Origin of the sequence: Pseudomonas sp. KCJK9000, assembly GCF_046230725.1 — a bacterium.
Taxonomy (GTDB): Bacteria; Pseudomonadota; Gammaproteobacteria; order Pseudomonadales; family Pseudomonadaceae; genus Aquipseudomonas; species Aquipseudomonas promysalinigenes.
Map to the genome: position 1 here is coordinate 1 of NZ_JBJJLN010000021.1, position 12,400 is coordinate 12,400.

A 12,400-nucleotide genomic window follows, 5' to 3' on the forward strand; every position below is an offset into this window, starting at 1 on the left:
GTGGGGAAGATAAGCGGCTGGCTGTGAATGTGCATGAGCTTTGCACTGGTATTGGGAATGCCCTACATCCTTATTCTTCGTCTGGGGATAGTTTTGAAGGATTGTTTGAGGCGACCTTGGGCGCTGAATACATTAGCGAGGAACTTCAAAAGATTTTTGTGCGTAATGATAATCCCACCTCTCGCGTGGATGAATTCAATGTGCTTACCTATGAATCGAGTTGCGATTCTGAACAAAAATTGCTGAAAACACTGTCGCCCGATAACACAGCAAGCTACCGGTGCTACTATCCTGCCGCCGCCAGTTCCTCAAACCCCCTGACGCCGAGTAAGCTGGTCAAAGGCTTTAAAGATTTCCCTGCCTTGTCCTGCCCAGCTACCCCAGAGGGTGCCACGCCCCCCCTGATGGCAGAGTATCAATGCGACGCCCATGGCAACCCGTTGGGTTTGATACTTTATGGTTACCGAGCAGTCACTCGCAACGCCCGTCAAGTTTTGGAAACCAGCAGCATAGTGACCCTGGAGGGAATCAAAGGCGCGCTGACAGACGACCGTCTGGACTCGAAAGTCGTCTGGACGCAGGCTAGCCCCGACGAGCCGATTCTCTGGCGTGTGAGTAGTACGTCAAGCACGGAGCCCGCCGCAAAGACGCCAAATGAAGGCAAAGTGCGAGTATGGTCCATCACCAACGAGCAGATCACCGTGCTGGGGGATCAGCGCGTCAAGCTGACCACCGTACAATCCTTCGAAGACAACCCAACTGCGCCGGGGCTCAAGATCAGCACCAGTGCCACCACCGTTGCTGGAACTCACGAGGTCAGTCGCGAAATGCGTTCGCGCTTCAGCCGTCGCTGCTTGAGCAAGACCCTCGACGGTGTGCAAACCGTGTTCGAACACGACGGGCTTGGCCGTGTAACCAAGCAGTCGAGCTACCGCCTCAATGCCAAAAACGAGCCCGAGGCTGGCGCTTATAGTGTAATCAACACCGACTATGGCATTGAGCATGGCGGCCTGAGCGCACTTGTCAGCTTCATCAATGGCAGCCAAAGGCGCGACTGGCTCGATGGCTTGCAGCGGGTGGTTCGCAGCGAGTGGCGACGCACGGCCAAGGATGGCTTCATACCCCTGAGCCGCAACCACCTGCATGGCAGCGGCGACGATGACGGGGCGGGAAGCCGACAGTGGGATTACCTGCCAGGTGGCCAGGCGATCTGTGAGCCTTTGCAACGCGTTGAGCTGCCTGGGCGGCACCCATGGAGCCGCGACCTGCTGGACCCTGCCGGCACCGTCATACAAGGCCTGGGGGCCCAGACGCTGCTACGCAGCACCAACACGTTCGAAACCCTTGCCAATGGCCATATGACCCGCAGTGAGGCTGTGCGAAGTAGCGCCGGTATTGCTCGCGCTGATACCGTTCGCCAGTTCGATTCCAGCGGGCGGTTGATCGAACTCACCCGCACTGTCGACGGCCAGTCGCGCACGCACCAACTGCAGCGCGATGGGCTTGGCCGTGTCACCCGCCACATTCGCCCCGATGGCAGTGTGGTGAAGCGCAGCTATCACGCAATGAGCGATCATGTCACCGAACTGAAAGTGTTCAGCGATAGCATGGACACAACCGTTGGCCAGGTCATTGGTACCCAGGAAATCGAAGCCATTTCAACCCTGAGCAAGCGCAAGGTCGGTAGCCGCGAGTACAAGTTCAAAGGTGAGAACGTGACGCTGCCGGACAGCACTTCGCTGACGTTGACCGAAGCGGGCGACAGCGGCCAATATCGAGCCGGTGATCTGAATATGTCCAGCGTCAGCCGCAGCGGTTCGGTCACTACCTTAAGTACTGAGCAGGGCACCGAACAGCTTGGCAGCGGCTGGCAACATAGCCTTACCGCCAGCCAGTTGCCAGGTAAGCAACGACTCGATGAAACCACACCGCGTAGCACCCACAAAGGGCTCATCTGGAAAACGCTGCGCGGGCTTACGGTTGCCGCACTTCGAGCCGACGGGCACTGGCAGCGGGTGTTTAGCGATCACCACGGACGTCCCCTGCGTAGCTGGCATGACCATGAGGACGTGCTGCATCGCCATGACGATCATGGCCGTCAGGTAGAGCGGCGGGTTCATGCCCAGCGGGCAGGTGCGCAGTGGCAGGTGAACAGCGAGCACGATGCGTTTGGCCAGGAAACCCTGCGTAGTTTCAGCCACAACGGCCAGCTGGTATTCGCTCAACAGCTCAAGTGGCGTAGCGACGGGCAGCTGCTCGCCAAGCACAGCCGAGAAGGCGGCACCTGTGTGCGTAGCGAGCAGTTCGACTACGATGCGCTCGACCGCCTGATCCACTACACCTGTACAGCGGCGCACGCCAGCCACTTGCCTCGTGATGGGCAGGGAAAAGCGGTGAAGGCGCAGCGCTTTACCTGGGATGTGCTGAGCAATCTTGAAAAATGCGTCACCACGTTTGAGGACGACAAAACCTCTACTCAGGAGTTTGCCTACCACGCCGACAACCCAACGCGCCTGAAAACCGTCACTACCGACAAAAAGGCGGTACAGATCACCCATAGTGCCAACGGCTATCTGACCGAGGATGGCAAACACCGCAAGTTGGACTACAACAAAGGCGGGCAGTTGACCAAGGTCAGCGGTGCTGACAGTACCGTGCAAGCCAGCTACGTCTACGATGGCTATCAGCGACTGGCAGCCCAATATATTGGCGAAAGCAAGGCGATCTGCGAGCTACGGTACGCTGGCGATCTGCTGATAGGCGAAGACTGGTTTGATGCCGGCGGCGCATTGACCCGCCAGCGCAGCATCAGCCCGGGGTTGGCAGAGTACGAAGGCAATGCCGTCAACTGGCTGATCGATGACCCTCAGAGTGGAGTCGCTGGTTTTTACAGCAACGCAACGCTGCAACTGACTCCCCTGTTGCCGTTTGGTGAAGGCGCAGCGACTATGGCCATCAGTTCTGGCTACAACGGTATGCGCCGAGACCCGGTGACTGGCAGTTATCACGCTGGCAACGGTTACCGCTGTTACGACCCGTCTCTGGGCCGCTACACCCAGCCGGACTGGCTGAGCCCGTTCGGCGAGGGCGGTCTCAACGACTACGTGCACTGCCCGGACCCGGTTAACCAGCATGACCCCAGTGGGGCCATTGTGCTCAGCCGCTGGGGCCAGTCGCAGTTGGCCACCCTGGAGCAAGGGCTGCGCGATGCTCAGCCCTTCCCGGTAGGCGATCGGTGGCGACGGATCGGCACGGCCATTGCCATCACATTGATAGGGATCGTGGCGTCTGTACTCACGGGCGGCACAGCCTCGATGATGGTGTTCGCCGTGCTCACTGCCCTAAGCGTCGCCTCGTTGGTGTTCGAGGTGGCAGCCATACTGGTAGAGGACAGTTACCCTGAGCTTGCGAGAAAACTGTCGATTGCGTCTGCCGTCACGGGGGTGTTGTCGATTGGCAACTTTGCCGGGGTCTTCAAACAGAGCGCTCGCTTGCTGAAGTCGGCCGCCAGCCTTGCGGTACGGGTGGTCAGGAATACGCAGCGCGGGTTGCAGGCACTTTGGAAAATTTTTAATAACGTTAAACGTTATGGCTTCGCGGTTGCCGGCCAGATGATTACCAGCAGTCGTCAAGCTGTCAAAACGGCCCGGGAGGCGGCCAAAGCGGCTGCTCAGACAGCCAGAAGCACAGTGGTCGATGCATTGGGTGAGTTGGCAAGTCCGCAGTTCGCGGTGGTAGAGAAGGACTTGCTGCTCAAGATGGCGAGCGGTAGCAAGTTCCATGTTCTCACCGGTTGGAAAGGCAACTTCTACTTCCGCGCCACTCAGCATCCCAAGGCGGTCACGCTCGCTGCAGAGGCGGTTGAGTGGGTAGACAATGTAATGGTTTACCATGAACTTTACTCGGGGCCCGACGACAGTGAATCTCAGGCCACGGGTGGCCGCAGTCAATTGAGCTCGCTTGCCAGGATGATGTCGCAATCGCCGGTTTGAACCGGGTCTGGGGGGCGCGCCTGCGTCCCCCTTTTCACCTGGTGAATGACTGTAAAAGCAGGGTGGGGGCCACAACCTGTGTGCGTCCCTGAGTGATCTACTGCAACGTCGGCGGCTTGGCCTCGGCAGGCAAAGCCGCGACCACCGCTTCGATCCGCGCGATTTCCACCTCCAGGCGTTTAGCTTCCTGATGGTTACCTTCGGCCCTCAGGCGATCGCGCTCGCGTCGCAGGTTGAGCAAATTCTTCTGCAGGGCTAGGCCGGATTTATTGTATTGATCCATGTTTCACTCACGCCATTGGCCTCCGTGCCGTTGTAGGAAAAATGGACCGTAGCAGCTACAAAATCCTTCGGGAACTGAGGTTTCATACAGGAAAACCCGGCTGCCTGTAATCTGCCTACAGGCCTTGGGGAAACGTCCTACAAATCCCGTGTTCAACTGTTTCAGTTCATGTGCGCAGACTACGCATCGAATGCCCGGATTTGCTGAGGTAGCGGCACCCGCCTGGTGCGGAGTCATTGGAAGGTAAGGGCACAAGCACATCCTCGACGCTGAAACGTTATGTAGCAATTGGCTAGCCATAGCCATATCCAGCCGAGGTTCAGCTCATTTGAAAAACCGGCTCGGCGTTATGCCGAACTGGCGTTTGAACATGCTGGCGAACGCGCTTGGGCTGTCGTAGCCCAAGGTCCCGGCGACATCGATGATGCGCTGGCCCAGGGCGATGCGCTCCAGTGCCTGCATCAACCGAGCCTGTTGGCGCCACTGGCCGAAAGTCATGCCGGTTTCCTTGCGAAACAGGCGCTGGATGGTTTTCTCATCGACGCCCAGATGAGCGCCCCAGTCCGCTACGGTAGAGGTGTCGTGGGGGCGGGCGTGCAGGGCTGAACAGATGGCCTGCAGGCGCGGGTCGCTTGGCTGCAGCAGTTTGAGCGGCAGAGTCGGCAACACGCAGATTTCATCGAGGATCAGGCGCATCACCCGTGCCTCGCGCGAGTCCTCGACAAAAGGCCCGGTGAAGTCGACCGAAGCCTTGATCAATTCGCTCAGGAGCGGGGTAATGCTGATGGCCCTGCTTTGTTGGGGCAAGCCCGTCACTGCATTGGGGCGCACGAACACGCTGCGCATTTTCACATCACCCACGCAGCGGATGGCGTGTACCTGGCCAGAAGGCATCCAGATCCCACGGCTGGGCGGCACGGTCCAGCGTTCAGCGCCGGACTCGACCAGCATCAGGCCCTTGATGGCGTAGATCAGTTGATGCTTGGTATGCGAGTGGGGCGCGATGTACCAGTCTGGCGGGTAGTCGGTTGCCCGGCTACCCACCTCCCACGTCCAATCTTCGACCTCCATCAGCAATTCGTGCTGGGGTTTGACCATCATGTTCTCGTGCCGTCCAAAAGCGCTGCCATGTTAGCAGCAGCGGGTGGGCCGTGCCTTGGAGTGGGTCGCTGGCAGCAGCGCGGTGGCCAGGCCAAGCAGCGGCAGGTAGGCGATCACCTGATACACCCATTCGATGCCGTACAGGTCGGCCAGCTCGCCCAGCCCTGCGGCACCGATGCCGCTGATACCGAACATCAGGCCGAACATCACCCCCGAGACCATGCCGACCCGGCCAGGCACCGCCTCTTGGGCATAGACCACCAGCGCGGCGAAGGCCGATGACATCACCAAGCCAATGGCCACGGCCAGCACCGCAGTCCAGGCCAGGTTGGCATAGGGCAGGGCAAGGGCGAAGGGTGCAACGCCGAGGAACGAAACCCAGATCACCGCCTTGCGCCCGATTCGGTCACCTACCGGGCCACCGGCAAAGGTGCCCAACGCCACCGCGGCCAGGAACACGAACAAATACAACTGGCTTTGCTGCACGCTCAAGCCAAAGTGTTCGATCAGATAGAAGGTGAAATAGTTGGTGAACGAGGCGATGTAGACGAACTTGGCGAACATCAGCACGGCGATGACCGTGACGGCACGCCACATGGCGCTTTTGGCCAGGCCAGGTGCTTGATGCCCGGCCAGGCCTTGGAGTTGCGTCTGACCGTGGCGGATGGTCCAGCCGGTCACCCGCAGCAATACGAAGATGGCCAGGCCGGCAGCCAGCATGAACCAGGCGATGGCTGGTTGGCCGTGGGGGATGACGATGGCGGCGGTCAGCAGAGGGCCAATGGCAGACCCGGTATTGCCGCCGACCTGAAAGGTCGACTGCGCTGTGCCAAAGCGCCCGCCAGAGGCCATGCGCGCTACCCGTGAAGCTTCAGGGTGGAAGGTTGCCGAGCCGATGCCGACTACAGCGGCGGCCACCAACAGCATGGGGTAACTGTTGGCATAAGCGAGCAGGGCGATGCCGAGCAGGGTGAACAACATGCCGGTGGGCAGCAGGTAGGGCATGGGCCGCTTGTCGGTGTACATGCCAACCCAGGGCTGCAGCAGCGAGGCGGTGACCTGATAGATCAGCGCAATCCAGCCGATCTGGGCAAAGCTCAGTGAGAAATCGCTTTTGAGCATCGGGTAGATCGACGGCAGCACCGCCTGGATCAGGTCATTGAGCAAATGAGCGAAGGCGGCGGCACCGACAATGCGGACAACGAAGCCCTCAGGTTGGGCGTTGACGGTGGCTGGCGGGGCCAAGGTGGCGGCAGGAGTCGTCATGGTTTCGGCTCTTGTTCATGGGTGGCAAGGCAAAGCAGGGGCTAGGTTATCCAGCCGACCATTGCCTGTCTCACGCTGAACAGGCACTGACTGTCGCGATTCGGACAGAGCGATACGTCGTCCTGCACGCTGCGTACCGCCTCTCGGGGTTTTCCTATGGCTCAGCCATTGTGGCGCAGCTAGTGTCGCTTCACTGTTCAAGGGGGAGTGAAGGATGAACAAGGCATCGATTGTGGCAGGCATACTGCTGACGGCACCGGTCGCCACCGCCGAACAAACCACGCGTGAAGGTGATTACTGGTATCTGCAGACCAGCGTCTACACCCGGCATTGGACCCACGACCCCGAGCACAACAATCACCAGGCATTGATCGGTATCGAGCGCGTCTACACCGATGGCGCGCTGTGGGGAGCGGCGACATTCAAGAACTCGTTCAACCAACGCTCCTACTACGCCTATCTGGGCAAGAGTTGGCAACACCCACACTATCCTGTGTACGCCAAGTTGAGCGCAGGTTTTATCGAAGGCTACAAAGGCGAGTACGCCGACAAGATCCCGTTGAACCACTTGGGCATCGCGCCAGTGATCATCCCGTCGCTGGGGGTGCACTGGGGGGCAGTGGGGGGCGAGTTCGTGGTGCTGGGAGGCGCTGGTGGGATGGTCAACCTAGGGCTGCGCTTCTGACCGGTTGGGGCGACCCCAAAGGTAAGCAAGCCAAGCGCGTGCAAGATGCCCCTGAGGTTGGGCGTATCGCCAACCTCAGGGGCTTGGCCGTGAAATCAGTCCCAGGCCGGAGCAAGCCCAGCAGGGCTGACCTCGCGGCCGTTGCGCTCAAGCTCGGCGATACGGGCCATATCGTGTTCGTCCAGGCGCAGGTCACGGGCGAGCAGGTTGCTGGCCAGGTTCTCGCGCTTGGTCGAAGATGGGATCACTGCGTAACCCAACTGCATCGCCCAGGCTAGGGCTACTTGCGCCACGGTGGCTTTGTGCTTGCTGGCGATATCGGCCAGTACTGGGTCTTTGAGCACTTTGCCGTACGCCAGGGTCATGTAAGAGGTGACGGTGATGCCTTGCTGGTCGAGAAATGCGGCCAGCGTGCGATTTTGCAGGTACGGGCTGAGCTCGATCTGGTTTGTGGCGATTTCGCCTTCGCCCACGACCGCGATGGCCTGGCGGGTGAGTTCGATATTGAAGTTGGATATGCCGATCTGGCGCGTCAGCCCTTGCTGTTTGGCGTCGGCCAAGGCCTGCATATATTCACGCAACTCGACTCCTTTGCCTGGCGCCGGCCAGTGGATCAGCAGCAGGTCGACGTAGTCGGTGCGAAGTTTCTGCAAGCTCTCGCGTAAGCTTGGGATCAGCTTGTCGGCCGCGTAGTTGTCCACCCAGATTTTGGTGGTGATGAACAATTCGCCGCGCGGCACGCCGCTCTCGGCGATGGCCTGGCCCACCTCAGCTTCGTTACGGTAGATCTGCGCGGTGTCGATGGCCCGGTAGCCGAGGTCCAGAGCCGACTTGACCGAATCGATCACGGCTTGGCCGGTGAGGCGGAAGGTGCCCAGGCCGAATGCTGGAATGTTCATGAATCTGCTCCTGGTCAGTGAAGGATGAACCGCATTGAGCCTAGCTGCTCAGCGCCGGCCCATCAGCGTAGTAGGGCAGTGTGGGGCCTTGCTCGGCTTTGATTAAGCCAGGGTCGGTGCAAGGACATTTGACCTGTAATCACAAATGAAACGGCCCGCCAAAGGGCGGGCCGTCAGGCAGTGCAGGTGACGATCAGCGGCGGCGGAAAAGCGGCAGCGGCTCGTCGGTGGCGGCCTGGTAGGTCACCGAGAAGTCTTTCAGGCCTTGCAGCGCGTCTTGCGGATCTTTATCGGCCCGGATGGCGAAGGCGTCGAAGCCGCAGCGGGCCATGAAGAACAACTGATCGCGCAACACGTCACCAATGGCGCGCAGTTCGCCCTTGAAGCCGTAGCGGTCGCGCAGCAGGCGTGCATTGGAGTAGCTGCGCCCATCGGTGAAAGCGGGGAAGTTCAGGGCGATGACCTGAAAATGCTGCACGTCGTCACCGATTTCTTCGGCCTGCTCGTCACTGTCCAGCCATACACCCAGGCCGCCGTCGCGGGCCTTGAGCACGTGGGCATGGTCACGCCACATCTGCAGCGGGACGATATAGTCGTCGCAATTGCTCAGCTCATCGAACGAGAAATCCTTGGGCAACAGGTGCCAGGTTTCGTCGACGATCTGGTTGTTCTTAATGATTCGCTGCATAGACGCGTTCCTTGAAGGGGTCGATGCCGATCCGCTGGTAGGTGTCGATGAAACGCTCTTCCTCGGTGCGTCGTTCGACGTACACGGCGATCAGCTTCTCGATCACATCAGCCATGTCATCCTGGGCGAAGGACGGGCCGAGGATCTTGCCCAGGCTAGCGTCGCGCGCGGCGTTGCCACCTAGCGACACCTGGTAGAACTCCTCGCCCTTCTTGTCCACCCCGAGGATGCCGATGTGGCCGACGTGGTGGTGGCCGCAGGCGTTCATGCAGCCGGAGATGTTCAGGTCGATTTCGCCGATGTCGAACAGGTAGTCCAGGTCATCGAAACGGCGCTGGATGGATTCGGCGATCGGGATCGACTTGGCGTTGGCCAGGGAGCAGTAGTCGCCGCCCGGGCAGCAGATGATATCGGTCAGCAGGCCAATGTTCGGCGTGGCGAAGCCGCCCTCGCGCAGTTCCATCCACAGCGCGTGCAACTGGCGCTGTTCGACGTCGGCGAGAATGATGTTCTGCTCATGGGAGGTGCGCAGGAAGCCGAAGCTGTAGCGTTCGGCAAGGTCCGCCACGGCGTCGAGCTGCTTGTCGGTCAGGTCACCTGGGGCGACGCCGGTAGGCTTGAGCGACAGGGTCACCGCCACGTAGCCAGGGCGCTTGTGGGCGCGGGTGTTGCGCGAGCGCCAGCGGGCAAACCCTGGGAACTCGGCGTCCTGGGCGCTGTAGTCGACGTTGTCCAGGGCCAGGTAGTCCGGGTCGACGAAGTGGCGCGACACGCGCTGCACTTCTGCTTCGGTCAGGGTAGTGCTGCCGCCACGCAGGTGGACCATTTCGGCCTCGACCTTCTCGGCGAACACTTCCGGGGTCAGCGCCTTGACCAGAATCTTGATCCGCGCTTTGTACTTGTTGTCACGGCGACCGTAACGGTTGTACACGCGCAGGATCGCGTCGAGGTAGCTGATCAGGTCCTGCCAAGGCAGAAATTCGTTGATGAACGAGCCCACCACTGGCGTGCGGCCCAGACCACCCCCGACCAACACGCGAAAGCCCAGCTCGCCAGCGGCATTGCGCACTGGCTCCAGGCCGATGTCGTGCACTTCGATGGCGGCGCGGTCTTGCTTGGAGCCGTTGATGGCGATCTTGAACTTGCGCGGCAGGTAGGCGAATTCCGGGTGGAAAGTGGTCCACTGACGGACGATTTCGCACCATGGGCGCGGGTCGACGAGTTCGTCGGCGGCCACACCTGCAAACTGGTCAGTGGTGGTGTTACGCAGGCAGTTGCCGCTGGTCTGGATCGCATGCATCTGCACGGTGGCCAGCTCGGCGAGGATGTCCGGGATGTCTTCCAGCGCCGGCCAGTTGAACTGCACGTTCTGGCGCGTGGAGATATGGGCATAGCCCTTGTCGTAGTCGCGAGCGATCTTGGCCAGGGTGCGAACCTGGTTGGCGTTCAGCTGGCCGTACGGCACGGCGACACGCAGCATCGGTGCGAAACGTTGGATGTAAAGGCCGTTCTGCAGGCGCAGAGGGCGGAATTCTTCTTCGCTCAGCTCACCGGCCAGGTAGCGGCGGGTCTGATCACGGAACTGCTTGACGCGGTCCTCGATGATCCGCTGATCGTACTCGTCGTATACGTACATAAAAGTCCTGTCTCAGGCTGCATGCAGCTATTCGCGCGCACGGCCGCGCACTCCGGTTCGGAGCCGGGGAACGATAGCAGGTTGGGTTTATGCGCTAAAGTGATGTTTTTGCATATGAAAAGAACCAAACGAACTAAGTGAGACTGAGTGGCGTTTGTTACCCGTCAGGCAGGCAGGTTTATACTCGGCGATTTGGTTTGAAGGGGGTACCCGCATGCTCAAGGCGCTTTGCCAAAGCGTGTTACTGAGCCTGCCGCTGGCAGCCTCCGCTCACGCCGCTTCGGTAGTTTTTCTAAACCCTGGCCACAGCGACGAAGTATTCTGGAGCAGCTATTCGCGTTTCATGCAGGCTGCAGCCGACGAATTGGGCATGACTCTGGAAGTCGATTACAGCCAGCGAGACGGTGGGCTTGCGATGAGCCAGGCTCGGGCGGTGCTTAGCAGGCTCAAGCGGCCAGATTACTTGGTGCTGGTCAATGAACAGTACCTGGCGCCTGAAATCATCCGCTTGTCCCAGGGTAGTGGAGTCAAGCTGTTCTTGGTCAATAACGGGCTGACAGCCAGCCAGGCTAAAAGTATCCAGGCCCAGCCAGGCAAATATGGCCAGGTACTGGGAACCTTGATCGGTAACGACTGGCAGGCGGGCTTTGGCATGCTGCATGAAATGGTGGCCTCACTGCCCCGTGACAACCAGCCCATTGATCTTGTGGCTTTTTCCGGAGTCAGTACAACCCCCGCTTCCCAGTTGCGCGAAGCAGGCATGCGCCAGGCGTTGGCCGACTTCCCTCAGGTCCGCTTGCGCCAGGTGGTATACGGCGGCTGGAGCCGAGAGCGCGCCTACGAACAGGCTCAGCAGTTACTGCAGCGCTACCCGAAGACTCGGTTGGTCTGGGCTGCCAACGACCAGATGGCCTTCGGTGCCATGCGGGCATTCGAGCAAGCCGGCCGCACCCCTGGGCGCGACGTGGTGTTCGGCGCGATCAATAGCTCGGCCGAAGCCCTGCAAGCGCGTATCGATGGGCGTTTGAGCGTGCTGATGGGCGGGCATGCGACACTGGGCGGGTGGGCCATGGTGCTGCTGCACGATGATGCCCAAGGGTTGGATATTCACCGCGGTGGCCAACGTGAGCATGTACTGCCGGTGCTGCAGTCGATCGACCAAGCCAAGGCGCGTCGCTGGCTGAAGTTGGTCGAGCGCGACGACTACGGCGTAGATTTCAAGCACTACAGCGCACAAGGGCGGCCAACCAGCTACCAGTACCCGTTTTTGACAACGCCCGTCGACTATTGAAAGCCCTTGCTTGAGGGATGGTCATTGCTCGTCTTAACTGCTGGTTGTGAAGTGCATTCCCATAACCACTACAAGAGGCAATGCAATGGGAAACCCAACCAAGGTCCGCAAAGCTGACAGCAGTGTCGATGCCTGGGCGATCCTCTGCCTGATCGTTCTGGTGGTGGTCACCGCCGTGTATTGGGTCAGCCACCAGTGACGTGACGCTCCACCCATGATGCAACCACAGCGCCTGCGTAAGGGAGACACGCAGGCGTTTGTATTTTCACCGCGCAGTAAGGTGCAAGGCCAATTGCACAAGGCCTATCAGCACGGCAATGAACACCAGGGTGAACAGCGCGCCCAGCACGATGAAGTGGCTGGCTTTGCCGTGGGTGAAATCCCGCGTACGGTTCTTGCCGCTCTGTACGCCGAAGGCAGCGGCCAGGATGCTGTGCAGCATTTGCCAGAACGTAGGGGGCTTGCCTTGGCTTGAGTCGTCCATGGGAGGCTCCTGGGTGTTGGTAGACAACCAAGGGACAGTATAGGCAAGGCGCTTGACGTTGATCGTGCCTGGCTC

The 12,400-nt window shown here is 60.1% G+C and carries 10 protein-coding genes; 3 read left to right on the top strand and 7 right to left on the bottom strand.

Features of this window, described 5'->3' with window-relative positions; translation table 11 throughout:
• Positions 1 to 665: 665 nt before the first annotated feature.
• Positions 666 to 3,992, top strand: a complete 3,327-nt coding sequence (locus tag ACK59H_RS11620; RefSeq protein ID WP_409264461.1) for an RHS repeat-associated core domain-containing protein — start codon at positions 666 to 668, stop codon at positions 3,990 to 3,992.
• A gap of 97 nt (positions 3,993 to 4,089) precedes the next feature.
• On the opposite strand, the gene ACK59H_RS11625 is transcribed toward ACK59H_RS11620, so the two are convergent.
• From ACK59H_RS11625 to ACK59H_RS11635, 3 genes are all read right to left on the bottom strand, one after another.
• Positions 4,090 to 4,275 (bottom strand): hypothetical protein, encoded by a 186-nt coding sequence (locus tag ACK59H_RS11625; RefSeq protein ID WP_060479013.1) that lies wholly within the window; start codon positions 4,273 to 4,275, stop codon positions 4,090 to 4,092.
• A 324-nt stretch (positions 4,276 to 4,599) separates the two neighbouring features.
• Positions 4,600 to 5,373: a helix-turn-helix transcriptional regulator gene (locus tag ACK59H_RS11630; protein WP_060479012.1), complete on the bottom strand. Its 774-nt coding sequence runs from the start codon at positions 5,371 to 5,373 to the stop codon at positions 4,600 to 4,602.
• 33 nt (positions 5,374 to 5,406) lie between these two features.
• Positions 5,407 to 6,642: an MFS transporter gene (locus ACK59H_RS11635; protein ID WP_060479011.1), complete on the bottom strand. Its 1,236-nt coding sequence runs from the start codon at positions 6,640 to 6,642 to the stop codon at positions 5,407 to 5,409.
• Positions 6,643 to 6,856: 214 nt separating this feature from the next.
• On the opposite strand from ACK59H_RS11635, the gene ACK59H_RS11640 reads away from it, so the two are divergent.
• On the top strand, positions 6,857 to 7,327 hold the full coding sequence (locus tag ACK59H_RS11640) for a hypothetical protein (protein ID WP_060479010.1): 471 nt from the start codon (positions 6,857 to 6,859) through the stop codon (positions 7,325 to 7,327).
• Positions 7,328 to 7,422: 95 nt separating this feature from the next.
• On the opposite strand, the gene dkgB is transcribed toward ACK59H_RS11640, so the two are convergent.
• The 3 genes from dkgB to ACK59H_RS11655 form a co-directional block, all read right to left on the bottom strand.
• On the bottom strand, positions 7,423 to 8,226 hold the full coding sequence (gene dkgB, locus ACK59H_RS11645) for a 2,5-didehydrogluconate reductase DkgB (RefSeq protein WP_060479009.1): 804 nt from the start codon (positions 8,224 to 8,226) through the stop codon (positions 7,423 to 7,425).
• 193 nt (positions 8,227 to 8,419) lie between these two features.
• Positions 8,420 to 8,914 (bottom strand): DUF934 domain-containing protein, encoded by a 495-nt coding sequence (locus ACK59H_RS11650; RefSeq protein ID WP_060479008.1) that lies wholly within the window; start codon positions 8,912 to 8,914, stop codon positions 8,420 to 8,422.
• The gene (locus ACK59H_RS11655; RefSeq protein ID WP_060479007.1) at positions 8,898 to 10,550 is read right to left on the bottom strand and encodes a nitrite/sulfite reductase; all 1,653 of its coding nucleotides are present in this window, start codon (positions 10,548 to 10,550) and stop codon (positions 8,898 to 8,900) included. Before ACK59H_RS11655 ends, ACK59H_RS11650 begins: the two co-directional genes overlap by 17 nt.
• A 214-nt stretch (positions 10,551 to 10,764) precedes the next feature.
• On the opposite strand from ACK59H_RS11655, the gene ACK59H_RS11660 reads away from it, so the two are divergent.
• Complete coding sequence (locus tag ACK59H_RS11660) at positions 10,765 to 11,841, top strand: ABC transporter substrate-binding protein (protein ID WP_060479006.1); 1,077 nt, start codon at positions 10,765 to 10,767, stop codon at positions 11,839 to 11,841.
• 265 nt (positions 11,842 to 12,106) lie between these two features.
• Here the strand turns inward: ACK59H_RS11660 and ACK59H_RS11665 are convergent, their stop codons facing one another.
• Positions 12,107 to 12,325, bottom strand: a complete 219-nt coding sequence (locus tag ACK59H_RS11665; RefSeq protein ID WP_060479005.1) for a DUF2970 domain-containing protein — start codon at positions 12,323 to 12,325, stop codon at positions 12,107 to 12,109.
• Between the last annotated feature and the right edge of the window lie 75 nt (positions 12,326 to 12,400).